This window comes from Actinomadura citrea (assembly GCF_013409045.1).
Lineage (GTDB): Bacteria > Actinomycetota > Actinomycetes > Streptosporangiales > Streptosporangiaceae > Spirillospora > Spirillospora citrea.
On the sequence record NZ_JACCBT010000001.1, the window covers coordinates 1,158,165 to 1,181,303 of the forward strand.

General features: G+C 73.3%; 19 protein-coding genes and 1 pseudogene. 13 read left to right on the top strand and 7 right to left on the bottom strand.

Features of this window, described 5'->3' with window-relative positions:
- Positions 1-11: 11 nt before the first annotated feature.
- Positions 12-3,017 carry an ATP-binding protein gene (locus tag BJ999_RS05660; RefSeq protein ID WP_179832301.1) on the top strand — a complete coding sequence of 1,002 codons (3,006 nt, stop codon included), beginning with the start codon at positions 12-14 and terminating at the stop codon, positions 3,015-3,017.
- A gap of 1 nt (position 3,018) precedes the next feature.
- On the opposite strand, the gene BJ999_RS05665 is transcribed toward BJ999_RS05660, so the two are convergent.
- Both BJ999_RS05665 and BJ999_RS42815 read right to left on the bottom strand, forming a co-directional pair.
- Complete coding sequence (locus BJ999_RS05665; RefSeq protein WP_179832302.1) at positions 3,019-3,771, bottom strand: hypothetical protein; 753 nt, start codon at positions 3,769-3,771, stop codon at positions 3,019-3,021.
- A gap of 589 nt (positions 3,772-4,360) precedes the next feature.
- Positions 4,361-5,980 (bottom strand): hypothetical protein, encoded by a 1,620-nt coding sequence (locus BJ999_RS42815; protein WP_268247792.1) that lies wholly within the window; start codon positions 5,978-5,980, stop codon positions 4,361-4,363.
- A 357-nt stretch (positions 5,981-6,337) separates the two neighbouring features.
- Here BJ999_RS42815 and BJ999_RS05675 point away from each other — a divergent pair, with 357 nt between their 5' ends.
- From BJ999_RS05675 to BJ999_RS05685, 3 genes are all read left to right on the top strand, one after another.
- The gene (locus tag BJ999_RS05675) at positions 6,338-7,588 is read left to right on the top strand and encodes a Mur ligase family protein (RefSeq protein ID WP_179832303.1); all 1,251 of its coding nucleotides are present in this window, start codon (positions 6,338-6,340) and stop codon (positions 7,586-7,588) included.
- A complete protein-coding gene (locus tag BJ999_RS05680; protein ID WP_179832304.1) occupies positions 7,578-8,294 on the top strand; it encodes a type 1 glutamine amidotransferase in 717 nt (238 codons plus the stop codon). The genes BJ999_RS05675 and BJ999_RS05680 overlap by 11 nt, the downstream gene beginning before the upstream one ends.
- A gap of 140 nt (positions 8,295-8,434) precedes the next feature.
- Positions 8,435-9,862, top strand: coding sequence for a purple acid phosphatase family protein (locus BJ999_RS05685; RefSeq protein WP_179832305.1), 1,428 nt, complete (start codon positions 8,435-8,437; stop codon positions 9,860-9,862).
- Here BJ999_RS05685 and BJ999_RS05690 read toward each other — a convergent pair.
- The gene (locus tag BJ999_RS05690) at positions 9,855-12,962 is read right to left on the bottom strand and encodes an AfsR/SARP family transcriptional regulator (RefSeq protein WP_179832306.1); all 3,108 of its coding nucleotides are present in this window, start codon (positions 12,960-12,962) and stop codon (positions 9,855-9,857) included. The two genes, BJ999_RS05685 and BJ999_RS05690, sit on opposite strands and share 8 nt — an antisense overlap.
- Positions 12,963-13,044: 82 nt before the next feature.
- Here BJ999_RS05690 and BJ999_RS05695 point away from each other — a divergent pair, with 82 nt between their 5' ends.
- The 3 genes from BJ999_RS05695 to BJ999_RS05705 are packed head-to-tail and all read left to right on the top strand — an operon-like array spanning position 13,045 to position 15,890.
- A complete protein-coding gene (locus BJ999_RS05695) occupies positions 13,045-14,241 on the top strand; it encodes an MFS transporter (protein WP_179832307.1) in 1,197 nt (398 codons plus the stop codon).
- A gap of 13 nt (positions 14,242-14,254) precedes the next feature.
- Complete coding sequence (locus tag BJ999_RS05700; RefSeq protein WP_179832308.1) at positions 14,255-15,343, top strand: alkene reductase; 1,089 nt, start codon at positions 14,255-14,257, stop codon at positions 15,341-15,343.
- A gap of 52 nt (positions 15,344-15,395) precedes the next feature.
- Positions 15,396-15,890 carry a pyridoxamine 5'-phosphate oxidase family protein gene (locus BJ999_RS05705; RefSeq protein WP_229810221.1) on the top strand — a complete coding sequence of 165 codons (495 nt, stop codon included), beginning with the start codon at positions 15,396-15,398 and terminating at the stop codon, positions 15,888-15,890.
- An 8-nt stretch (positions 15,891-15,898) separates the two neighbouring features.
- Here the strand turns inward: BJ999_RS05705 and BJ999_RS05710 are convergent, their stop codons facing one another.
- Positions 15,899-16,510, bottom strand: a complete 612-nt coding sequence (locus tag BJ999_RS05710) for a TetR/AcrR family transcriptional regulator (RefSeq protein ID WP_218934955.1) — start codon at positions 16,508-16,510, stop codon at positions 15,899-15,901.
- A gap of 82 nt (positions 16,511-16,592) precedes the next feature.
- On the opposite strand from BJ999_RS05710, the gene BJ999_RS05715 reads away from it, so the two are divergent.
- Both BJ999_RS05715 and BJ999_RS05720 read left to right on the top strand, forming a co-directional pair.
- Complete coding sequence (locus BJ999_RS05715) at positions 16,593-17,489, top strand: NAD(P)-dependent oxidoreductase (protein ID WP_179832310.1); 897 nt, start codon at positions 16,593-16,595, stop codon at positions 17,487-17,489.
- 52 nt (positions 17,490-17,541) lie between these two features.
- Positions 17,542-18,195, top strand: a complete 654-nt coding sequence (locus BJ999_RS05720; RefSeq protein ID WP_179832311.1) for a maleylpyruvate isomerase N-terminal domain-containing protein — start codon at positions 17,542-17,544, stop codon at positions 18,193-18,195.
- A 47-nt stretch (positions 18,196-18,242) separates the two neighbouring features.
- Here the strand turns inward: BJ999_RS05720 and BJ999_RS05725 are convergent, their stop codons facing one another.
- Positions 18,243-18,521, bottom strand: coding sequence for a DUF3303 family protein (locus BJ999_RS05725; protein ID WP_218934956.1), 279 nt, complete (start codon positions 18,519-18,521; stop codon positions 18,243-18,245).
- A 342-nt stretch (positions 18,522-18,863) separates the two neighbouring features.
- Here BJ999_RS05725 and BJ999_RS05730 point away from each other — a divergent pair, with 342 nt between their 5' ends.
- A complete protein-coding gene (locus tag BJ999_RS05730; protein WP_179832312.1) occupies positions 18,864-19,394 on the top strand; it encodes a DinB family protein in 531 nt (176 codons plus the stop codon).
- A 7-nt stretch (positions 19,395-19,401) separates the two neighbouring features.
- On the opposite strand, the gene BJ999_RS05735 is transcribed toward BJ999_RS05730, so the two are convergent.
- Entirely contained in the window at positions 19,402-20,421 is a 1,020-nt protein-coding gene (locus tag BJ999_RS05735; RefSeq protein ID WP_179832313.1) for a TerC family protein, read from the bottom strand.
- Positions 20,422-20,601: 180 nt separating this feature from the next.
- On the opposite strand from BJ999_RS05735, the pseudogene BJ999_RS44165 reads away from it, so the two are divergent.
- Positions 20,602-21,132: pseudogene (locus tag BJ999_RS44165) on the top strand (DUF2238 domain-containing protein); the annotation flags it as partial.
- A gap of 87 nt (positions 21,133-21,219) precedes the next feature.
- On the opposite strand, the gene BJ999_RS05740 reads toward BJ999_RS44165, so the two are convergent.
- Positions 21,220-21,582 (bottom strand): DsrE family protein, encoded by a 363-nt coding sequence (locus tag BJ999_RS05740; RefSeq protein WP_179832314.1) that lies wholly within the window; start codon positions 21,580-21,582, stop codon positions 21,220-21,222.
- Positions 21,583-21,852: 270 nt separating this feature from the next.
- On the opposite strand from BJ999_RS05740, the gene BJ999_RS05745 reads away from it, so the two are divergent.
- Positions 21,853-22,338 carry a heme-binding beta-barrel domain-containing protein gene (locus BJ999_RS05745; protein ID WP_179832315.1) on the top strand — a complete coding sequence of 162 codons (486 nt, stop codon included), beginning with the start codon at positions 21,853-21,855 and terminating at the stop codon, positions 22,336-22,338.
- Positions 22,339-22,702: 364 nt separating this feature from the next.
- Positions 22,703-23,119 (top strand): Fur family transcriptional regulator, encoded by a 417-nt coding sequence (locus BJ999_RS05750; RefSeq protein ID WP_179832316.1) that lies wholly within the window; start codon positions 22,703-22,705, stop codon positions 23,117-23,119.
- The last annotated feature ends 20 nt before the right edge of the window (positions 23,120-23,139 follow it).

Here is a 23,139-nt window from a genome sequence, read left to right on the forward strand (position 1 = left end):
AGGATGCGGGGATGACTACGCCCCCTGGTTCGTCTGGTGCTGGCAGGCCGCCCCTCGGGTGGGGAGCCGGTGGGCCGCCGGCCGCCGTGCAGGGGACGTCCTTCGTGCTGCCGGGGCCCTGGTACCGGATCCAGGCGATTCCGGTGCCGCAGCGGGAGTCGTCCGCGGAGTGGGACTTCGTGAGCGTGCTGCCCGCGGCGTTGTCGGCGGCGCGGCTGGGGAGGCCGTTCGTCGTCGGGTGGCTGTCGGCGGGCGGCGGGGCGCCGCTGGAGCTGATCACGAACGCGGGGCCGATCGGGACGCCCGAGAGCGGGGTGGAGACGCATGGCCTGCTGTTTCCCAGCGGTGCGCGGGGCGTGCCGATCGGGGACGGTTGGCAGCGGCAGGCCGAGCGGATGGCGTGGACGCGGTGTCCGGGACGGCTCGCGCCGCAGGGGTCCGGGGCCGTCGGCGGGCCCGGGCTGTTCGAGGCGACGCTCGTCACGTTGATGGAGCGGCCGTTCGGGTGGTTCGTGGTGGCCGATCCGTGCGACGAGCGGCTGATCGACGTCGAGATGCGCGAGCTGCACCACGAGTTGCGGATGTTGCGGCGGGGCGAGGACGAGCATGCGCGGCTCGCGGTCGCGCGGGCCGATCGGCGGCTCGCCGAGCTGGACGCGTTCCGCGAGGCCGGACTCTGGCAGGTCCGGGTGGTCGCCGGCGCCGCGTCGCAGGCGGAGCTGGGGCAGATCGCGCCCGTGCTGGTCGGGTCCATGGAGCTGGGCCACCATCCGTACCGGTTGAGGTCGGGGCAGGGGAGCGGGTCTTTCGCCGAGATGCTGGGCCCGGGGACGGCGCCCGCGCCGGCGCGGCCGATGGGCGAGGCGGAGCAGCGGTTCCCGTTCACGGCGACGGCCGGGGCGCTGGCGGCGCTGGCGGGGCTGCCGCGGCGGGAGGTCCCCGGGCTGCGGGTGCTGGACGCCGGGTACTTCGACGTGACGTCCGAGACCGCCCCGGCGAGCGGCGAGGCGCAGATCGAGCTGGGCGCCATCCTGGACGGCCAGGACCGCGAGGTCGGGCGGTTCACCGTGCCCCGCTCGACGATCAACCGGCACGTGTTCGTCACGGGCGCGACCGGCGCGGGGAAGTCGCAGACCGTCCGGCATCTGCTGGAGCAGCTCACCCGGGCGGGCGTGCCGTGGCTGGCGATCGAGCCGGCGAAGTCGGAGTACGCGGCGATGGCGGGACGCATCCAGGACCTCGGCGGGCCGGTCACGGTCGTCAACCCCTCGGACCCGGACGCGGTGCCGCTGTCGGTGAACCCGCTCGCGCCGGAGCCGGGTTACCCCGTCCAGGCGCACATCGACATGGTGCGGGCGCTGTTCCAGGCCGCGTTCGACGCCGAGGAGCCGTTCCCGCAGATCATGGCGCAGGCGCTGCAGCGCGTCTACGAGAACAACGGGTGGGACGTGGTGACGGGCGGGGGCGTGCCCGGGTCGCTCATCGAGCCCGCGGTGCCGACGCTGGAGCAGTTGCAGAACGCGGCGCTCCAGGTCATCCAGGACGTGGGCTACGGGCGCGAGCTGATGGCCGACGTGCAGGGGTTCGTGGACGTGCGCCTGCGGTCCCTGCGCATCGGCTCGGCCGGACGGTTCTTCGAGGGCGGCCACCCGGCCGACATCGGCGGGATGCTCCGCGACAACATCGTGCTCGCCATCGAGGACGTCGCGAACGACGAGGACAAGGCGTTCCTCATGGGGACGCTCATCATCCGCATCGTCGAGCACCTGCGGATGCGGGAGCGCAGGCGCGACCGCGCCACGGGGTCGGCGCTGCAGCACGTCATCGTGATCGAGGAGGCGCACCGGCTGCTGCGCAACCGCGGGCCGGAGCGCGGCAGCTCCCACGCCGTCGAGCTGTTCGCCGGGATGCTCGCCGAGATCCGCGCGTACGGCGAGGGCATCATCGTCGCCGAGCAGATCCCGACGAAGCTCGTCCCCGACGTCATCAAGAACACCGCGCTGAAGGTGGTGCACCGGCTGCCCGCGTTCGACGACCGGCACCAGGTCGGCGCGGCGATGAACCTGGACGTCGACCAGTCCCGCGAGGTGGTGTCGCTGCGTCCGGGCGTCGCCGCCGTGTTCGCGGACGGCATGGACCGTCCGCTGCGCGTGCGGGTGCCGCTGGGCGAGGGCCGCGAGGCGGAGCTGCCCGGCCCGCCCCCGCCCGTGGACGGACGGCGCTCGGCGGCGTGCGGATGCGAGTGCCGGTCGGGGCGCGCCTGCACCCTGTACGAGCTGCGCGAGGCGGACCTGATCGCGGGCCATGCCGACTGGGCGTGGCTGCGCCTGTGGGCCGACACGCTCGTCCTGGCGCATGTGGCGAACCGCCCGATCCCGTCGGTCCCGCCCGAACTGGGGCGTGCCTGGTCGCGGCTCACGGCCCGGCTCCGCGAGTGCGCGCTGGCGACCGTCCTCGAACGGGCCGTGTCCCGGCGGTCGCGGGGGGTGCGCACCGCCTACCCGCCGGCCGACCTCACCGCCGCCGTCGCCGAGGTCGCGCAGCGGCTGCTCGGCGGCGGCCCGCCGGCGTCGTCCCCCGGGCCGCAGTGGGTGATTCCCCAGGTCAGGTGGCTGCACGAGCTCGACAGGCTCTTCCCCTACGGCGGCGACGCGCCCGACAAGCACGCTCTCGCGCCGCCCCTGGACTACCCGTTGCCCGGCCTCAAGCAGCCGCCGGACGCCAAGCTCGGCCACCGCCTCCGCGCCCTGCGCCGCCACCCGCTGTCCATGGAGCTGGAACGCAACCGTCCCATCGCCGCGACCGCCCTCTACGGCGACGACGACCAGTCGGGCTTCTTCCGGGACCTGGCCGTCGTCGCGATCGGATTCGACGAGGACGACCAGATCGAGCACGTCGCCGGGACGATGCGCGTCACCGGATGGCTGGAGCCCGTCCTGAGCTGGTACGACCGCTTCGTCACGCCGTTCGAGGACCCGTCCAAGGGCCTCGCGTTCCTCAACCCGCAGGCCGAGTGACTCAGATGTCGCTCTCGGTGCGGGAGGGGAGGCCCGCCTGCTGGGCGACGGGGTTCCAGTAGCCGATGAACTCGCTCTTGGCGGAGCTGGCGCGCTGGTTGACGTCGGCGACCTCGCCCTCGGACGGGCAGCCGGGCGCTCCGTCCAGGTAGCGCTGGTTCGACTCCGTCGACGCCTCCAGGGCGCGGACGAGCGCGGCCTTCATCTCCGCGCCGTCGTCGAGCGCGCTCACGTCCAGGCCCCGCGCCGTCTCCAACTGGCCGCGGCGCGCGTCGAGGACGCGCCGCACGCCGTCGACCGGGCAGCCCTGGGTGACGACGGTGCCGAGGTCGGAACGGGTCCCGCCCATCTCCTCCAGCAGATCGTTCACGGCTCCGGCCTGGGCGTCGAGGTCGCCGCCGGCGGCGGGGCTGTCGGACGCGGACGCGACGCTCGGGCTCTGGCCCGTGGACGGCCCGGAGGCCGCGGGCGGCGACGAGCCCGACCCGCTCGGCCAGAACACGATGCCCAGCGCCACCCCGATCAGGAGGACGACCCCGGCCGCGCCCAGGAAGTAGGGCAGCGTGCTGCGCTTCGGCGGCGGCGGAGGCTGCCAGATCGCGGGCTCGGACCACGGCTCGGCCGCCCACGGCTCGGGGGAGAGGTGTGTCGTGCGCTCCTCGGAGGGCGGCATGTTCAGCGTGTGGTCGGGTCGCGCCTCCCACTGGACGGGGCTCTGGTCGGCCCACGGCGGCGGCGCCGGTTCCCACGGCACCGGCACCCCGCCCGGCCCGCCGCTCCCACCTGGCGGCCCGCTCCCGTAAGGCGCACTCCCGTACGGTGCGCGGTACGTGTCGCTCTGAATGGTCGGATCATCCGTTTCAGGCGAGCTCCCGCCTGGGGGGTCGCTGTAAAGGTCGCGGTAGGGGTCGTCCTGGGTGGCCGCGTCACCGGTGTCGGACGGATTTCCGCCTCGTGGCGTGCTGCCCATCGGTGTGCCGCCGTAGGGGTGATTCTGGGTAGCCGCGTCGTCTGTGTCAGGCGGGGATCCCCCCGCCTGGCCGCCGTACGGGGCGCCGTATGGGGAGTCTTGGATGGTCGCGTCGTCCGTGTTCGGGGCCCGCCCGGGTTGCGGTGGGGCTCCGTAGGGGTCGCGAGTCGTTTCGTCGAGGGAGGTCGCGTCGCCTGCCCTGGCCGTGTCGTCCAGGGCGGTCGCGTCGTCCGCGCTCGGCGGAGCGAGGAGCGCGTCGCAGCGCGCGCACCTGGGAGACGAAGAAGCGGAGTCGGTTCCGCAGTTCGGACACCGCATGACGGCCCCCTGCCCGGTGAGTTCGAACGGTCAGAGAATACTGCGTGACCGACCGTTACACCCGTTTCCAGCTACGCTGCGGCTGATCGGTCTTCTTCGCGACCGGGTTCCACAGGACGACGAACTGCTTCTTCGCCGCCGTCGCGCGGCGTTCGGCGTCGGCGCGTCCGGGGACCTGCGCGGCGCTCGGACGCGGCTTGCCCTTGCACTTGCGCTGGTTGGCCTGGGCCCATCGCAGCAGTACCTGGTCGACCTGAAGCGACGCCCCCAGCGCCTGGTTCAGCGAGCCGCGCAGCCGTTCCCCGTTCGCCAGCTTGTCGACCTTGAGGCCCTGCGTGCGGCGCATCTGGTTCGTGCGGCGCTGCGCGACCGTCTGGAACCCCTGGATCGCCTGCGGCAGCGTCTTGCACTTGCCGGCCCGGCCGAGCGCTCCGGCGAGGACCCGGCGGGTGTCGACGCTGTCGTTCAGGATCCCGTTCAGGGTCGCGGCCTGCTGCTTCGTCTCGGGCGGGATCGCGTTCTTCTGCGCGACCTGCTTCTGGGACGCCGCCGGGGAGGGGTCGCCGCCCGGCGGCGCGTCGTCCCCGGAGGGCCACACGACGAACGCGACGGCGCCGACCGCGACCGTGACGAGCGCGGCGACGCCGGCGATCAGCGGCTTGCTCGTCCCGCCCTTGTTCTGCCCCGGCTGACCCGGAAGGCCCGGTCCGCCAGGCGGGAACTGGCCCGGCGGGTAGCCGCCGTACGCGGGGTCGCCCGGCCCCATCGCGCCCATGGGCTGCATCCCGGGGCCCATCGGGCCCTGGTGCATGGGGCCTTGCTGCATGGGCCCCTGCTGCATCGTCTGCATCGGGCCGGGGCCCATGTTCCCCATACCGCCGCCCATGGGCCCCATACCGCCCATCGGGGCGGGAGCGCCCATGGGAGGGCCGGGGTCCATCCGCGTCTGGTCGAGCTCGTCGCCGAAGCCCTGGGCGCCTGGCATGGCCAGGCCCGTCCCCGCGCCGGGGGCGATCTGCGTCGCCTCCGCGTCCGGGAGGGCGGGGAACTGCGGGCCGCCGGGCGGCTGCTGCCCCCACGCCTGCGTGGCGTCGGTCTCCGGCGCCTCGGGCTTGCGCGGCTGCGCGAACCACGAGTCCGGGACGATCGACTCCGTCCGGGGGGCCTGGTCCTGGAGCCCGAACGAGTTCGCCGGCGAGGGCGGGGCGGGCCTCTCCACGGCCTGCGTCACCTGCTGCCCGCTCGTCCACGAGGACGGTGCGGGCGGGGTGGTGAACGCGCCGGAGTCGTCGTCGGCGTCGGGGTCGAACGCCCACGCCGCGGTGTCGTCGGGGTCGTGGGACGGCAGCGGGGACGCGACGGCGGGCGTCGGCGCGGAGGCGGTCGCGGGCGGCTCCGCGGGCAGCCGGATCGGCGGCTCGGCCGAGAGCCGGATCGGCGGCTGCGCCGGAGGCTCAAGCGTGCCCTGCGGGCCCGAGGCCCAGGAAGGCGGCGCTGTCATCGTCCGGTCGCCGAACGTGTCGGCGCCGCCCGGCATGCCCGCCGGGGAGGCCTCCGCGACCGGCGACGCCAGCGGTACGGCGGGCCCGACCGAGTACACGTCGATCGGCGCCTCGCAGTGCGAACACTTGCCGAGCGTCCCAGGCGTGTCATTCCCGCACGTCGGACACTGCATCGCTCAGACCTCGCCTTATAGCCGCTTGCCCACGCTTGCGATCCAGGCCCGCCGTCCGGGGCGGGCACCGCTCCCCGCGATCATCAGCGGGGCTCCCGACAAAAGTAGTGGGTGACGCCGTTCTTGGACGCGTGGTTGGTAATCCGGCGCACCGCAGTCGGAGGTCGCACGCAATCACGACATGTCGGTACTGGTCAAGATTGGCGCCGGTGGTTTACCGGGATCGTTGTGATGCTGCTCACATTGTGCACCCGTGGTGTGACGGACGTCCCCCGAACCGCCCGGCACGCCGCGAGCGTCGCACGCAGCGGCTAGGCTCGGAGCGGTTTCCCGGCGCATCCAGAGAAGACGGAGTCCATGAGCGATCTTCCGCTGCGTTCGCAGCTGGCCGTCGCGCTCGGTCGTACGGCCGCCAAGATGTCCCGAATGGCGGGCCGCGGGGACGGTTCGGTGATCGGCGGCCGCGTCGGCCTCCGGCTCGACCCGGAGCTGCTGACCAAGCTCGCCAAGGACCGCAAGCTCGTCCTCGTCAGCGCCACGAACGGCAAGACGACGACGACCCGGCTGATCACCTCGGCCATGACCCCCCTCGGCGAGGTCGCCACCAACGCGTTCGGCGCGAACATGCCGACCGGGCACGTGTCCGCGCTGGCCTCCGCCCCGTCCGCCCGCTACGGCGTGCTGGAGTGCGACGAGAAGTACGTCCCGATGGTCCTGAAGGAGACCGGGGCGAACATCGTCGCGCTGATGAACCTCAGCCGCGACCAGATGGACCGCGCCGCCGAGATCTGGCTGCTGGCCGGCAAGTGGCGGCGCGCGCTGGAGGGGTCCCCGACCAGCCACGTCATCGCCAACTGCGACGACCCGCTCGTCACCTGGGGCGCGTCCACCGCCAAGAGCGTCACGTGGGTCGCCGCGGGCCAGCACTGGCGCGAGGACTCCTGGTGCTGCCCCGAGTGCGGCGGCCCCCTCGACCGGCAGGACACCGACGAGGACAGCGACTGGCGCTGCCGGCAGTGCCACTTCGCCCGCCCCCGACCCGACTGGGCGCTGAGGGGCGACACGATCACCGCGCCGGACGGCCGTGCGTACTCGCTCACGGGCCTGTCCCTGCCCGGCCGCGCGAACCGCTCGAACGCCCTGATCGCCCTCGCGGTCGTCGCGCAGTTCGGAGTGCCGCCCGAGCAGGCCCTCCCGCTGCTGTCGCAGGTCACCTCGGTCGCCGGCCGGTACACGACGGTCGAGCACCAGGGCCGCTCGATCCGGCTGCTGCTGTCGAAGAACCCCGCCGGATGGCTGGAGGCGTTCGACGTCCTGCAGCCCGCGCCCGGCCCCGTCGCCCTGTCGGTCAACGCGCAGGGCCCCGACGGCCGCGACACGTCCTGGCTGTGGGACGTCGACTACCGCATCCTGCGGGGCCGTCCCGTGTGGGTGACCGGCGAGCGGCGCATCGACCTCGCCGCCCGGCTGGAGGCCGCCGAGGTGTCCTTCACGGTGGTGGACGACATCGACCAGGCGGTCATGGCCGTCCCGCCCGGCCACCTGGACGTGATCGCCAACTACACCGCCTTCCAGACCATCCGAACGAGGTACGGCCGTGTCGTCTGACCGCATCAAAATCGTCTGGATCTACCCGGACCTGCTCAGCACCTACGGCGACCAGGGCAACACGATCGTCCTGGAGCGGCGCGCGGCGCTGCGCGGCATCCCCACCGAGACCGTCAGCCTCCGGTCGGACGAGCACGTCCCCGCCGACGGCGACATCTACCTGCTCGGCGGCGGCGAGGACCGGCCGCAGATCCTCGCGGCGCAGCGGCTGCGGGGCGACGGCGGCCTCGCGCGGGCCGTCCAGTCCGGCGCGGTCGTGTTCGCGGTCTGCGCCGGCTACCAGCTGCTCGGCCACGAGTTCGGCGGCGAGGAGGGCCAGCCCGTGCCGGGCCTCGGCCTGCTCGACATCCGCTCCGGCCGTGGCGAGCAGCGCGCCGTCGGCGAGATCGTCGGGGACGTCGCGGGGGAGCTGAACGTCCCGCGCATCACCGGCTTCGAGAACCACCAGGGCGTCACGCAGATCGGCCCGAACGCGCGCCCGTTCGCGAAGGTGCTGCACGGCGTCGGCAACGGCGACGGGAACGGCTTCGAGGGCGCCTACAGCGGCCGCGTCCTCGGCACCTACATGCACGGTCCGGCGCTCGTCCGCAACCCCGGCCTGGCCGACCTGCTGCTCCGCTGGGCCGTCGGCAGGGACATCCCCCCGCTGGACGACTCCTGGGCCGGCCGCCTCCGCGAGGAGCGCCTGCAAGCCGTGATGACCTGACCTGCCCCTGATGAGCTGACTCCGTCGTGAGCTGACGGAACCCGGCCGCTTCGGATGTCTCGCCGCCCGGCGGCCGGGTTCCTCGGCCGTTGCCCGTTTGGGCCTGGTGCGGCGGGCTTCCTGCTGCCACCGTAGCGATCGTGATCTGCTGCCGGCCCTCCCGCCGGGCGCTCCTGCGCTGGAGTGCCGTCGTCGCGGGCGCCTCGCTCCTGCCCGCCGTCGAGGCCTCGTCCGCGCGCGCTTCGGACGACGTCCGGCCGGTGAACCTCGAACTGGTCACCGTCACCGAGGCCACGGCCGTCCTCACCTGGTACACGGGCGTCCCCGGGACGGACGACGGCCTGGGGCGGATGCAGCCCGCGCCGTCCGACGCCGAGGTCCTCTACGGGACGCACCCGTCCCGCCTCACCAGCGTCGCCCATGGCGCGTCCGGCACCCCGTACCACTACGTGGAACTGACCGGCCTGGAGCCTGGGCGCACCTACTACTACAGGGCCCGCTCCAGAGGACGGGACGCCGCGCCCACGTGGCTGGCCGCAGGCCAAGCGGCAGGCACTCCCTATGGGGACCTCTTCGCTTTCACGACCCCGCAGCCCCCTCCGGGCCGCCACCTTTTCTCCGTCGCCCTTTGCAACGACCTCCACCTGGGTGAGACCGTGGCCGGGCTGGTCGGTCAGCTTCCCTGGATCAAAGGCGTCGAGCAGGTGCCCGGCCACCCGCCCTATCCCGAGGTGATGGCGAAGGCTCTGATCGCCGACGCGCGGGCCAGAGGCGCGCACCACCTCCTCGCCGCCGGAGACGTGTCGAGTGAGGCGGCCCCCGCCGATCTCGCGAGCGCCAAGAGCATCCTCGACACCTTCGGGACCCTGGGGGACGACTACCTGATAGCCCGCGGCAACCACGACCGGGCGCACTCCGGGGCGCCGTACGACGGGTGCGGTCCAGGGGAGCACCAGGGGAACGACTGCTTCAAGGACGCCTTCTCAACGTCCGGCCAGACGTACTTCTCCCACGACCTGCGCGGCCTGCGCGTCATCGGGCTCGACACCTACGACAAGCCCGGTGACGGCGGAGACTCCGGCGGGCTCTCGGCGGAGCAGCATGCCTGGTTCGAAGCGGAGTTGAACAAGGACCCGGAGCGTCCCACCCTCGTCTTCGGCCACCACCCGCTCTTCACCGAGAACGACCCGCTCGCCATTACCGGGGCCCATTCCCTCGACGCGGGCCAGTCCCTGCGAATCCTCACGGCCTATCACCGGACGCCCGGCGTGTTCCTCCACCACGCGGGCCACACGCACCGCAACCAGCGCTCCGTTTTCCCGCTCGCGCCCCGGGTCGTCCAGCAGGAGGTCGGGGCGGTCAAGGAATACCCGGGCGGGTTCACGCTCCTGCGCGTCCACACCGGCGGGTACGCGCTCAACTTCTACAAGACCCGAAGTGACGACGCCCGCGCCTGGAGCGAGCGGAGCCGCCAGGAACTGTCCGGGCAGTGGCCCCAGCTCTCCCTCGGCAACCGCCCCACCGACCGCAACACGGTCGTGAGCCGCGACCTTTCGGGCCTCAGCTGACCGTTCCGGCGCCCCGGCGGAACGCTTCGGCGAAGGCCCGCCCGCCCAGGACGGCGCCGGCGGCGGACGTGACGCGGTCGACGTCGCCGCGTTCGGCGGGCGGGAGCGGGGCGTCCACGCTCCGGCGGGCCGCGTCCGCCGCGCCGAGCAGTTCGGCGGCGCGCACGGCGTCCCCGGCGAGCGCCGCCGCGCCCGCAAGCCCCTCCAGCGACAGGGCCAGCGCGCGCGGCTCGCCGATCGACCGGGCGATCTCCAGGCCGCGGGTGTGGTGCGCGAGGGACTCCGCGGCGTCCCCGCGCAGTTCGGCGGTGAAGCCGAGCTCCGCGTGCAGCAGATGCTCCCCGATCTCGGAGGAGTCGTACTCGTCCCGGATGCGGTGCAGGATCTCCCGCGCCGCGCCGAGATCGCCCGAGCGGCGCGCCCCGAGCGCGAGGCCCATCAGCGCGTGCGTCTCGCTGAACCGGTAGCCCTGCTCGACGGCCATCACCCGCGCCCGTTCGTGCAGGTCGCGGCCCCGGTCCCAGTCGCGCGCGAGCAGCGCCAGGCGGCCGAGGCCCGACAGCCGCGCGGACACCTCCGCGCGCAGATCCAGCTCCTCGGCGATCCGCAGCCCCTCGCGCTGGAGCCGCTCCGCAGCCGCGTAGTCGCCGTTGATCTCGGCGAGCATCGCGAGCGGCGACACGGTCTGCAGGCGTCCCCAGCGGTCGCCCAGCCCGGTGAACAGGGCGGCGGCGCGCTCTCCCGCGTCCGCGATCACGTCGAGGCGGCCCCGGACGAGCGCCAGCGTCGCGCGCAGGCCGAGGGCGGCGGCGGTGCCCCAGCGGTCCCCGGACTCCTGGAACAGGCGCAGCGCGTGCTCGTTGGCCCGCTCGCTCGCGTCCGGATCCCCGGCGTGGTACAGCCCGTGCGCGTAGAGCCAGCGGGCGCGGCCGCGACGCACGGGGTCCGGAATGTCGTCCTCGCCCTCGGCGCCCAGGGCCGTCCGATCCCCGGTCAGCAGCGCGAACGCGGCCCGCAACAGGCGCAACTCGGCCGCCTCCGGCGCCGCGTCCAGGACCGCCGACAGCGTGCGGTGGGCCTCGTGCAGGCGGCCCCGCAGCAGCCACCACCAGCACAGCGCCGTGCCGAGACGAACCGCCTCCACCGCACCGGGACGACGCAGCGCCTCCTCCAGCGCGGCGCGCAGGTTCGCCGAGTCGGCGTCGAGGCGGTCGAGCCAGACCTGCTGCTCCGGTCCGCGCAGGTGGGGTTCGGCGCGTTCGGACAGGTCGAGGTAGTGGCGCAGATGGCGGTCGCGGGCGCCGTGGAGGTCGCCCGCCTCGCGCAGGCGCTCCGTCGCGTACGCGGCCACGGACTCCAGGAGGCGGTAGCGGGGACCGCGCGGCCCGTCCACCACCACGACCAGGGACCGGTCGACCAGCCGGGTGAGCAGGTCGAGGACGTCCCCGCCGCGGACGTCGCCGCCCGCGCAGACGGCCTCCGCCGCGTCCAGGGCGCAGCCGTCCACGTGCACGGCGAGCCGGCGCAGCACGGCGCGCTCGGACGGCCCGAGCAGCTCCCAGCTCCAGTCGATCATCGCCCGCAGCGTCCGCTGCCGCGCCGGTGCGCCGCGCGGCCCGGTGGTGAGGACGCCGAACCGGTCGGTGAGGCGTTGCGCCAGTTCCCGCACGCCGAGGGCCCGGACGCGGGTCGCCGCCAGTTCCAGGGCGAGCGGGATGCCGTCGAGGCGCCGGCAGATCTCCGCGACCGCCGCCCGGTCGGCGTCCAGGGAGAAGCCGGGGGCGGACGCGGCGGCGCGGTCGGCGAACAGCCGGACGGCGTCGTCCTCCTGGAGCGGCTCGACCAGGTACACCGTCTCGCCCGTCAGCCCGAGCGGCTCGCGGCCGGTGGCGAGGATCCGCAGGCCCGCCGCGCCGCGCAGCAGCAGCTCCACCAGTTCGGCGGCCGGGTCGACCACCTGCTCGCAGTTGTCGAGGACGAGCAGCAGCCGCCTGCCGCGCAGCGCCGCCGCCAGCCGTTCCGCGCTCCCGCCGCCGCGGCCGGACGTCCCGGCCGCGGGGACGCCGGGCGGGACGTCGTCGCGGAGCCCGAGCACGGCCGAGATCTCCTGCGCCAGTCCGGCGGCGTCCCCGCGCTGGCCCGCCAGCTCGACGAGCCAGACGCCGTCCGGGAAGGCGTCCCCGGCGAGCCGCGCGGCCGCCTCGAGCGCGAGCCGCGTCTTGCCGACGCCGCCCGGGCCGGTCAGCGTCACCAGGCGCGCCGCGCCGACGAGCCGCCCGACGTCGTCCAGGCAGCGGTCCCGGCCGATCAGTTCGGTGAGGGGGACGGGCAGGTGGGGACGCGACTCCGGTTCCGGCGGGGCGGCGAGCGACGCGTCCTGCCGCAGGATCGCCTCGTGCAGCGCGGCCAGTTCGGGGCTCGGGTCGAGGCCGAGCTCGTCCGCGAGCGACTTCCGCACCTCGGTGTAGACGGCGAGCGCCTCGCCCTGCCGCCCCGCCCGGTACAGCGCACGCATCTGCACGGCCCGCAACCGCTCCCGCAGCGGGTGGCGGGCCACCAGACCGGTGAGCTCCCCGGCGAGCAGGAGGTGCCCGCCCGCGTCGAGCCGGGCCTCGGCCTGCTCCTCCAGCACGGCCAGGCGCTCGTCGGCCAGGCGGGCCGCCGCCGCGCGCGCGAAGTCCTCGTCGGTGAAGTCGGCGAACGCCGCGCCGCGCCACAGGTCCAGCGCCTCGGTCAGCAGTTCGGCGCGCTCCCGCGGATCGTCCAGCGTGCGGGCCCGTGCCGCCAGCGCGCGGAACCGGTCGGCGTCCACCTCGTCGCCGGGCCCGTCGAGGCGGAGCCGGTAACCGTTCGCCTCGCGGACCACGCGGTCGCGGCCGAGCGCGCGGCGCAGCTGGGAGACCTTGGCCTGGAGCGCGTTCGCCGGGTTGCCGGGCAGGTCGTCGCCCCACAGGTCGTGGACGAGACGGTCGGCCGAGACGGGCCGGCCCTCGTGGACCAGCAGATCGGCGAGCAGCGCCCGGACCTTCGCCTCCGGAATCCGGACGGGTGCCCCCTCGCCATCCCGCACCATGAGCGGACCGAGCACGCCAAACCGCATGCCAGCACGGTACTCGGCGGCGGCCCGCCGGCCGTCAGCGGACCATCAGCGCACCCGAAGCGCCGCCGGGCACAGTCGCAGCATGCGAACCGCCGAGAGAACGACCGCGCCGGACGAGAGGTCCGACGGGGGGCTGCCCCTGCCGGCGCTGCTGGCGCTGGCGACGGCGGTCTTCATCACGAGCCTGACCGAGACGCTGCCCGCCGGGCTGCTGCCCGCGATGAGCGCGAGCCTGCACGCGAGCGAGTCCGCGACCGGGCAGACCGTGACGATCTACGCGATCGGAACGGCGCTGACCGCCGTCCCGCTGACCGCGGCCACCGCCGCATGGCGGCGCCGCCGCCTCCTGCTGACGACCGTCGCGGGGTTCGCCGTCGCCAACACCGTCACGGCGCTGTCGACCCACTACGCGCTGACCATGGTGGCCCGGTTCGCGGCCGGGGTCGCGGCCGGCCTCGCCTGGGCGCTGCTGGCCGGATACGCCCGCCGCCTGGTGCCCGCCCACCTGGAGGGACGTGCCATCGCCGTCGCCATGGCCGGGATCCCGGTCGCGCTCTCCCTGGGCGTCCCCGCCGGGACGTTCCTCGGCGCGGCGCTGGGCTGGCAGGCGGCGTTCCTGACCATGACCGGCCTGACCGTCGTCCTGCTCGGCTGGATCACCGTGTCCGTCCCGGACTTCCCCGGCCGCCCGGCGGGGGAGCGGACGGGCGGCCAGAGCGTCCTGCGCGTCCCCGGGGTGGCGGCCGTGCTGTTCGTGACGCTCGTCTTCGTCCTCGCCCACACGATCCTCTACACCTACATCTCCGCCATCCTCGACGGGCTCGGCATGGGCTCGTCCACCGACCTCGTCCTGCTGGCCTTCGGGGCCGCGTCCCTGGCCGGCATCTGGGTGGTCGGCGCGCACATCCACCGCCGCCTGCGCGCCCTCATGATCGCCGGGACGCTGCTGGTCGCCGCCGCCGCCGCCGTCCTGGCGTTCTGGTCGGACGCCCCCGCCCTCGTCTACGCGGCCGTGGTGCTGTGGGGCCTCGGCTGGGGCGGCGCGCCCACCCTGCTCCAGACCGCCGCCGGGGACGCGGGCGGCGACGCGGCCGACGCGGCGCAGGCCATGCTCGTCACCCTCTGGAACGTCGCCATGGCCGGCGGCGGGATCGCCGGAGGCGTCCTGCTGCACCTGTCCGGCTCCGCCTCGCTCGCCTGGAGCACCCTCGCGCTCCTCGCCCCGGTCCTCGCGGTCGTCCTCGCCGCCCGGACCCACGGATTTCCCGCACACCGCTGAAAGGACGAAGCCCATGGAGACCGCACTTCTCGAACCGGCCCGCCTCGGCGGACTCGTCCTCCCGAACCGCCTGGTCATGGCGCCGATGACCCGCAACCGCGCGGACGCCTCGGGCGTCGCGACCGACCTGATGGCGACCTACTACGCCCAGCGCGCCACCGCCGGTCTGATCATCGCCGAGGCCGCCACCCCCAACGCGGTCGGCCAGACGTACCCGAACATCCCCGCGATCCACGCCCCCGCCCACGTCGCCGGATGGCGGCGCGTCACCGGCGCCGTCCACGACGCGGGCGGCCGGATGTTCCTCCAGCTCCAGCACGGCGGACGGGTCGGGCACCCCGACAACAGCGGCCTGCACCCGGTGGCGCCGTCCCCGGTCCCGCTCCCGGACACGGTCCACACCCCGTCCGGAGCGCGGCCCGCCGTCGTCCCCCGGGAGATGACCGCCGACGACGTCCGCTCCACCGTCGCCGACTTCGCGGCCGCCGCCCGCAACGCCGTCGACGCGGGCTTCGCCGGGGTGGAGGTGCACTCCGCGAACGGCTACCTGCTGCACCAGTTCCTGTCCCGCGCCACCAACCGCCGCACCGACGCCTACGGCGGCCCCGCCGAGGCGCGCATCCGGTTCACGGCCGAGGTGACCCGCGCCGTCGCCGACGCCATCGGCCCGGAGCGCGTCGGCGTGCGGATCTCGCCGGGAGTCACCGCCAACGCCATGCACGAGGACGACATGGACGAGGTCTACCCGGCCCTCGTCCGGGCCCTGGCGGAGATCTCCCCGGCCTACCTGCACGTGGTCTACGCCGACCCGGACAGCGTCCTCTTCCACACCGTCCGCCGCATCTGGCCCGGAACGCTGATCGCCAACCCGATGCTGCCCGACGTCACCACCGAGCACGTCTCCCGGGAGTCCGACCGCCTCGTCGCCGCGGGCGCCGACCTCATCGCCCTCGGGCGCCCCTTCCTGGCGAACCCCGACCTCGTCGAACGCCTCCGCCTCGGCGCGCCCCTCAACCCCGTCCAGGACCAGCACCTCATGTACACGGGCACCGCGACGGGCTACACCGACTATCCGACGATGAATCTCGTCATGGAGCGATGAGTTCTCCGGCCGTCCCCGGTCATCCCCTCCGAACGCTATGAAGGAGATGACCATGGACCTGCCCCAGGGCGACGTGCGCCTGCTCGAAACCGACGTCGCGAAGCGCCTGCTCCACTCCACGATCCCGGCCCGCCTCGCCTACACGGCCGTCGACGGGACGCCCCGCGTCATGTCGTCCTGGTTCACCTGGACCGGCGAGGAGCTGGTGATGGCGACCTACGTCCACTGCCCGCCGATGGGCATCCTGCGCCCCGCCGCCCGCATCCGCGCTCTCCGGGAGCGTCCCGACGTCGCCGTCACCATCGACACCGACGCGCAGCCCCCGGAGGTCCTGCTCCTGCGTGGCCGCGTCTCGATCACCGAGGTGGACGGCATGGTGCCCGAGCAGGCCCGGTCGGCCCGCCGCTTCCTGGGCGAGGAAGGCGGCGCGGGCTACGTCGCCGGCGCCGACCACCCCGAGACCCGCATGGCCCGCATCGCCCTGCGGCCCGCCTGGGTCGGCGTCATCGACTTCCAGACCCGCCTCCCCGGCGTCATGACGCACTGAGACCAGGGTCAGGTGGGGTTCTCGGGGGCGTGGGAGTCCAGGTAGGGGGTCAGCTCCCGGGCCACGGTGCGCAGGGGGCGGACGCTCTGTTCGGCTCTGGCGAGGAGGATGGCGCCTTCCAGGGAGCTGACCATCAGGGTCGCCAGGGCGGTCGCCTTGCGGGGCGGGACGCCCATGGCGGTCAGCTCGCGGGTGATCGGCTGCCGCCAGGCGGCGAACGCGGCCGCCGCGGCGGTCCGGGTGGACGCCACGGAGTCCGCGCAGTCGACGGTGGCGGCGGCGACGGGGCAGCCGCGGTCGAACCCCGTCGCCTCGAACTCCTCGGTCCACTGGCGGACCATCGCCGCGAAGAGCCGGCCCGGCGTGGGGCGCGCCATGGCGGCCGTGAAACGGGCGATGCGGTCGCTCGCATAGCGTCCGGCCCACTCGACCGCCTCGTTGACCAGCTGCTCCTTGCCGCCGGGGAAGTAGTGCTGGAGCGAGCCGCGCGGCGCCCCGGCGTGGTCGGCGACCTCGCGCAGGCCGGTCGCGGTGACGCCGTCGCGGCGGATGAGCTGCGCCGCGCTGAAGACCATCCGCTCCCGCGGGCCCCGTTCACCGGTCGCCAAGATCGCCTCCATCGAGGAAAATTTCACTGGCTATTGCCGTATCTAGCTGGGTCATTATCATGACCACTGTCATAACTCGCAAGGTGCGGAGGCGATGGTGGACAGCGACGTCGGTTTCCTCGGCCTCGGTGTCATGGGGCGGCCCATGGCGCTCAACCTCGTCCGTGCGGGGACCGGCCTCGTCGTCTGGAACCGGACCGCCGCCAAAGTCGAGCCGCTGCGCGCGGCGGGCGCGACGGTGGCGGCCGACCCCGCCGACGTCCTCCGCCGCACGCGCGTGGTGTTCCTCATGCTGGCCGACGGTCCCGCCATCGATTCCACCCTGGGACGCGGCACGCCCGGCTTCGCGGCGAACGTGCGAGGACGGATCGTCGTCCACATGGGGACGACGTCACCGGAGTACTCGCGCGGTCTCGAAGCCGACATCCAGGCCGCCGGCGGACGGTACGTCGAGGCGCCCGTGTCCGGTTCGCGGGGCCCGGCGGAGTCGGGTGAGCTCATAGCGATGCTGGCCGGGGAGCCCGCGGCCGTGGACGCCGTCCGCTCCCTGATCGCCCCCCTGTGCGGCGAGGTGTTCGTCTGCGGGCCGGTGCCGCAGGCCCTCCAGATGAAGCTGGCCGTCAACCTGTACCTGATCACCATGGTCACCGGGCTGGCGGAGGCGTTCCACTTCGCCGAGCGGCACGGCCTGGACGGACGGCGGTTGCTGGAGGTGCTCGACGCCGGACCGATGGCCAGCACCGTGTCGCGCGCCAAGGCCCGCAAACTGCTCGACCGCGACTTCGCCGTGCAGGCGTCCATCGTCAACGTCCTGGACAACAACCGCCTCATCGCGGAGGCCGCCCGCGTCGCGCGGCTCGCCTCGCCCCTGCTGGACGTGTGCCACGCCCTCTACGGCGAGACCGTCGCGCTCGGGCACGGCGAGGCCGACATGGCCGCGGTCGTGCGCGCCCTGGAGGCCCGGACGGCCGCCCCGGCGACCGCCGTCTAGAGCGGCCGAATTCGCTTGTCCGCCGTTCCGGGGCGGCAGTACCGTGCCGAAAGTGGATCACTTCTCACGCTCGTGGACGGCCCTGCTCGCGGCGGTCGCCGACCTCCCGGACGAGGACTTCGCGCGCCCGTCCGGCTGCGCCGGCTGGCTCGTGCGGGACCTGGTGTGCCACCTGGTCATCGACGCCCAGGACGTCCTGATCACCCTGGTCACCCCCGCCGACGGCGAACCGACCGTGGACGCGGCCACCTACTGGAAGCTCGTCGACCCCCCGACCGGCGACGACCCCCTCGACGCGCTCATCCCGCGGCTGGCCGCCGCCTACGAGGAGCCGCGGCTGCTCACCTTCCACCTCGACGACGTCGGCTCGGCCGCGGGACGCGCCGCGCGGCTCGCCGACCCCGCCGCCCGCGTCGGCACCCAGGACGAGGTCCTGACGGTCGGCGACTACCTGGCCGCGTACGTGATCGAGTGGACGCTGCACCACCTCGACCTGATCGCGCACCTGCCGGAGGGGCCGGAGCCGCCCGCCGAGTCCCTCGCGGCCGCCCGCGCGTTGCTGGAAAGGATCGCCGGGAGCCCCTTCCCCGCCTCGTTCTCCGATCGGGACGCGCTGCTGGTCGGCACCGGACGCCGCGCGCCGACCGGCGCGGAGCAGGCCGAACTGGGCGACCTCGCCGCGAGGGTCCCCTTCGTCCTCGGCTGAGCACGGCTCCCGGTGCGGGGAGACGGCGGTGGTGTCGCTCCGCGCCACTACAACGCGGCGAGGCCCTTCTGCAGGTCCTCCCGGTTCATCACCGGGGTGATCTCGATCTTCGCGCCCAGCTCCTGGAAGAGCGGCTCGGCGATGGTGGGAATCGTCGCGGTGTCGTCCAGATCGAAGACGAGGACGCAGCAACGCTCGCCGTCGCCCGGGCCGAAGTACGCCGCCTCGGGATCGAGCCGGTCCACCAGTGAATTCACGATCTCCGACAGCCTGCCGGTCTTGATCGCGCCGTTCGAGACCTGGGTGTCCATCACCGCTCTCAGCATGACTCTCATCGTGCTGCTCCCCCCTGGGCGCCCGGTCCGGCGCGAGCCCGTCCGCGCCTGCGTGAACCCGGTGCCGTCCCGCCCAATCTCTCACCGGCGTCCGGCGGAAACACCCTCGAACACGTCTCCTGCGGACATCGTTATGGGAGATCGTCCAGACCGGTCAAGGCAGGTCAAAGGGCGTTCTCCGTGAGCCGGTCATCGCGAGAGCGGCCCTGAAGGGGCAGCCGTCGATGAGGTGGACGGAAGAAGCTCTCCGGATCGGCGATCAAGGCCAGGATCTGACCGCCTTGGTTCCTACTGTGGTCCTGCAGGTGAACGACACGATCGAAGGCGGGAACCATGAACGTTGACACTGCGCAGAACGTCACCGGGGAGCGGGCGGATCTGCTGGCGGAGCTCGCCAAGGCGCGGCACTTCCTGCGGTTCACCACGCGGGACCTCACCGACGAGCAGGCGGGGCGGCGGACCACGGCGAGCGAGCTGTGCCTCGGGGGTCTCGTCAAGCACGTCACGTCCTGCGAGCGGGGCTGGGTGGACTTCATCCTCGAAGGCGCCGCCGCGATGGGCGACTTCTCCCAGATGACCGAGGAGGACTGGAAGCGCCGCGCGGACGAGTTCACCATGCTCCCCGGCGAGACGCTGGCCGGAGTTCTGGACGCCTACGCCGAAGTGGCCCGGCGGACCGACGAACTGGTCCCGACCCTGCCCGACCTGGACGTCCGGCACGAGCTGCCCAAAGCCCCATGGAACACCGAGACGCACTGGTCGATCCGCCGGGTGCTCCTGCACATCACGGCCGAGACGGCCCAGCACGCGGGCCACGCCGACATCATCCGGGAGTCGCTGGACGGGGCCAAGAGCATGGGCTGAGCCTCGGTCAGCGGGCGGCCGGTTCCTCCTCGCGAGGCTTCTTCTCGCGGCGCTTGCGCAGGGAACCGGGCTTGGCCTTCTCCTCCGGGTGGTGGTGGACGCGGACCAGGCTGGCGCCCGTAGTGAACAGCAGGATCACCAGGATCACGCCGAGGGAGAGGGGCGTCGGGATCTCGGGGACGGACGTGGAGACGTCCTGGTGCAGGAACTCCAGGATCAGCTTGACGCCGATGAACGCGAGGATGACCGACAGGCCGATCGACAGGTAGACGAGGCGTTCGAGCAGGCCCTCGATCAGGAAGTAGAGGGCGCGCAGCCCCAGCAGGGCGAACGCGTTGGCGGTGAAGACGATGAACGGGTCGTCGGTCACGCCGAACACGGCCGGGATGGAGTCCAGCGCGAACAGCACGTCCGTGCTGCCGATGGCGACGAAGACCAGCAGCAGCGGCGTCATCACGCGCCGGCCGTCCTCGTGGGCGAGCATCCGCCCGCCGTGGAAGTCCTGGCTCACCGGCAGGATCTTGCGGGCCCGGCGGACGAGGAACGTGTCCTCCACGTCGGGTTCCTCGTTGCGGTGCCGGATGAGCTGGACCGCCGTCCAGATCAGGATCAGCCCGAAGATCAGGAACGTGAAGGAGAACAGGTTGATCGCGGCGGCGCCGATCGCGATCAGGACGGCCCGCAGGATCAGCGCCGCGCCGATGCCGAACAGCAGCGTCTTCTGCTGGTACTCGGCGGGCACCGAGAACCTGGCCATGATGATCACGAAGACGAAGAGGTTGTCGACCGACAGGCTCTTCTCCACGATCCAGCCGGAGAAGTACTCGGTGCCCGCCGTCGACCCGGCGAGGATCCACACCGCGCCGCCGAACAGGACCGCGACGGCGATGTAGAAGACCGACCAGAACGTCGCCTCCCGGATGTGCACCGCGTGCGGCCGCCGGACGGCGACCAGCAGGTCGAACACGAAGAGCGCGATGATCAGTGCGATCGTCGCGCCCCACGCCCATGCGGGTACGGCGTCCATCCGGCGGCTCCAGTCTCGCGGGCACGTCGGCAGTCCCTATTTCCGTTCTCCGGCCGTTCTACCGCCACGGCCGCCCGCACCGCCGCGAGACCCGGCTCCCGGAGCAGGGCGAAAGCACTCAGGCGGGCCTGAGTACCCGCGCCGATGCCGCCGGATCGGGTGGGCGGCCATGCTTCGGTCATGGACACCTCCCGCTGGCGCCCGCCCGCCCTCGCGGCCAAGGCCGCCCTCGCCGCGCTGCTGGCGCTCGCCGTCGCCTTCCCCGAATGGGACCGGTTCGCGGACAAGGCGATGGGCGTGCGGGTGGCCGCCTACCCCGCCGCCGTCATGATCATCACGCTCGTCTGGGCGCTGCGCGGCCGGGGACGGCCCTTCCCCTGGGACGTCGACCTCCTCGTCACCGCCCCCTTCGTGGTGGACGTCGCCGGGAACGCCGCCGACCTCTACGACACGATCGGCGGATTCGACGACGCCTGCCACTTCGGGAACTGGGCCCTGCTGAGCGCCGCCGCGGGCGTCGCCCTGCGCCGCTGGGCGGGCCTCAGGTCCTGGACGCTGGCCCTGACGTGCACCGGCCTGGGCGCCGCCGCGGCCATCCTGTGGGAGTTCTTCGAGTACGGCGTCTTCATCCTCGACACCCCCGAGACCGTCACGATCTACCGCGACACCATCGGCGACCTCATGCTCGGCCTCGCCGGCTCCGCCGTCGCGGGGTGCGCGCTTGGCCTTCGGAGCGCACGGTCGTCCCGCCCCCGGGCGGGCGGTCCGGGGCGACCGAGCCCGGACGTCCTCCTCGTGTCAGTACACGAGGGCCTGGACGTCCGGGAGGGTGATCTCTTCGACGAAGGTCGGGGCGCCGGCGATGCGGATGCCCGGCAGGACGTCGTCCGGGCCGATCCCGCGGCGGGCGGCGCACTGGGTGCAGAGCGTGACGCGGCCCGCGGCGAGGATGACGCCCAGAAGGTCGTCCAGGGAAGTGGCGTGGGGCAGTGAGAACTCGGCGGCCCGTCCCGGCAGCGCGAACCATGCCGACTCCCCGGTCAGCCACAGGGAGACCCCGACCCCGCTCGCCGCGGCGGCCGCCGCGACCGTGAACGCCTGGTTGCAGCGCTCGGGGGCGTCCGCGCCGGCCGTCACCTTGATGACCAGTGGTCTTGCCATGAAGCCACTCTAGTCCGGCGTTCCGCGTAGCATCCTGCGTTGTGGTCGGGTTGGTGAACGCGGGGATCCTCGTCGTCGTGCTGGGGCTGATGGCGGTCGCCGCCGTCCTCCTCGTGATCAAGTTGAGCCGGCTCAGGTAGGCCGGGCGCGTCAGTCGAAGTAGAAGTGGTCGACGGCGACGGCGACGACGGCGACGGCGACGACGGCGACGACGGCGACGACGGCGCACGGGGACGCGGACGACCGCGGACGCCGCTACGCTCGGTGCCCATGGACGTTGAGCTGCACCCGGACCTTGAGCCGCTGAAGTTCCTGCTCGGCACCTGGGAAGGCGCCGGCGTGGGCGGCTATCCCACGATCGAGTCGTTCAACTTCGGCCAGGAGATCTCGTTCACGCACGTCGGGAAGCCCTTCCTGATCTACGCGAGCCGGACCTGGAAGATCGAGGAGGACGGCACGCTCGGGCGTCCGCTGGGCATGGAGACCGGGTACTGGCGGCCGCGGCCCGACCACCAGGTGGAGGTGACGCTGGCCCACCCGACGGGGATCATCGAGATCTACGTGGGGAACGTGGCCTTCAACCGGGTGGAGTTGCACACGGACGTCGTCGCGCGGACGGAGTCGGCCAAGGAGGTCACCGGCGGCCACCGCCTCTACGGGCTGATCGGCGAGGATCTCGGCTGGGCGTACGACATGGCGGCGATGGGGCACGAGCTCCAGTCGCACCTGTCGGCCCAGCTGAAGAAGGTGTCCTGAGCGCCGGGGGCGGCGAGCCCCGGAGGTGACCGCCCCCGGACATGAACGATCCCCGGACCTTCCCGCCGGGTGGCGGGGCGACGGACAGGACGGGTCCATCGGTCCGGGGACCGGGTAACTGCCTGGTATTCGCCGGTCACCGTCGCGACCGGCTACCCCGCCCAGAGGGCGGAGGCTCCGAGGCGGTACGGCGACTAGCGGACAGTCACCTCGCGAGTCCTACAAGAAACCATTGGTTAGGACCACCTCCTTTCGCGCGTATCCCGAACGTATGCGACGCCCGCGCGGCGGGGCAAGCGAGTTTTCCGAGGGCTGAAACCGGACGCCGGGACCGGAGCCGCCGTCCGGGATCTAGACTCGGTGCATGGTCGAGTCGTGGCAGGAGGAGCTGCGGGCGAAGGGGTACCGGGTGACCCCGCAACGCCAGTTGGTGCTCGAAGCCGTCACCAACCTGGAGCACGCGACCCCCGAGGAGATCTGCACCGAGGTGCAGCGCACCGCCCGCGGCGTGAACATCTCCACCGTGTACCGGACGCTCGAACTCCTGGAGGAGCTCGGGCTCGTCAAGCACGCCCACCTCGGGCACGGCCCGCCGAACTACCACCTCGCCGCCGAGGCCGAGCACATCCACCTCGTCTGCCGGGGCTGCCACACCGTGGAGGACGTCGACCCGCGCGCGGCGGCCGGCCTCGCCGACGTCCTGGCGCGCGACTTCGGCTTCGAGACCGACGTCCACCACCTGACCGTCTACGGGCGCTGCAAGGACTGCGGCGGGGGATAGCCGGGCGGCATGGTCCGCGG

Bases quoted from the DNA above. Each gene is read 5' to 3' on its own strand.
- BJ999_RS05690 (WP_179832306.1), bottom strand. From the start codon at position 12,962: ATGCGGTTTGGCGTGCTCGGTCCGCTCATGGTGCGGGATGGCGAGGGG.
- BJ999_RS05740 (WP_179832314.1), bottom strand. From the start codon at position 21,582: ATGGCAAGACCACTGGTCATCAAGGTGACGGCCGGCGCGGACGCCCCC.
- BJ999_RS05710 (WP_218934955.1), bottom strand. From the start codon at position 16,510: ATGGAGGCGATCTTGGCGACCGGTGAACGGGGCCCGCGGGAGCGGATG.
- BJ999_RS05700 (WP_179832308.1), top strand. From the start codon at position 14,255: ATGGAGACCGCACTTCTCGAACCGGCCCGCCTCGGCGGACTCGTCCTC.
- BJ999_RS42815 (WP_268247792.1), bottom strand. From the start codon at position 5,980: ATGCAGTGTCCGACGTGCGGGAATGACACGCCTGGGACGCTCGGCAAG.
- BJ999_RS05675 (WP_179832303.1), top strand. From the start codon at position 6,338: ATGAGCGATCTTCCGCTGCGTTCGCAGCTGGCCGTCGCGCTCGGTCGT.
- BJ999_RS05705 (WP_229810221.1), top strand. From the start codon at position 15,396: ATGGACCTGCCCCAGGGCGACGTGCGCCTGCTCGAAACCGACGTCGCG.
- BJ999_RS05725 (WP_218934956.1), bottom strand. From the start codon at position 18,521: ATGCTGAGAGCGGTGATGGACACCCAGGTCTCGAACGGCGCGATCAAG.
- BJ999_RS05695 (WP_179832307.1), top strand. From the start codon at position 13,045: ATGCGAACCGCCGAGAGAACGACCGCGCCGGACGAGAGGTCCGACGGG.
- BJ999_RS05745 (WP_179832315.1), top strand. From the start codon at position 21,853: ATGGACGTTGAGCTGCACCCGGACCTTGAGCCGCTGAAGTTCCTGCTC.
- BJ999_RS05735 (WP_179832313.1), bottom strand. From the start codon at position 20,421: ATGGACGCCGTACCCGCATGGGCGTGGGGCGCGACGATCGCACTGATC.
- BJ999_RS05715 (WP_179832310.1), top strand. From the start codon at position 16,593: ATGGTGGACAGCGACGTCGGTTTCCTCGGCCTCGGTGTCATGGGGCGG.
- BJ999_RS05730 (WP_179832312.1), top strand. From the start codon at position 18,864: ATGAACGTTGACACTGCGCAGAACGTCACCGGGGAGCGGGCGGATCTG.
- BJ999_RS05660 (WP_179832301.1), top strand. From the start codon at position 12: ATGACTACGCCCCCTGGTTCGTCTGGTGCTGGCAGGCCGCCCCTCGGG.
- BJ999_RS05750 (WP_179832316.1), top strand. From the start codon at position 22,703: ATGGTCGAGTCGTGGCAGGAGGAGCTGCGGGCGAAGGGGTACCGGGTG.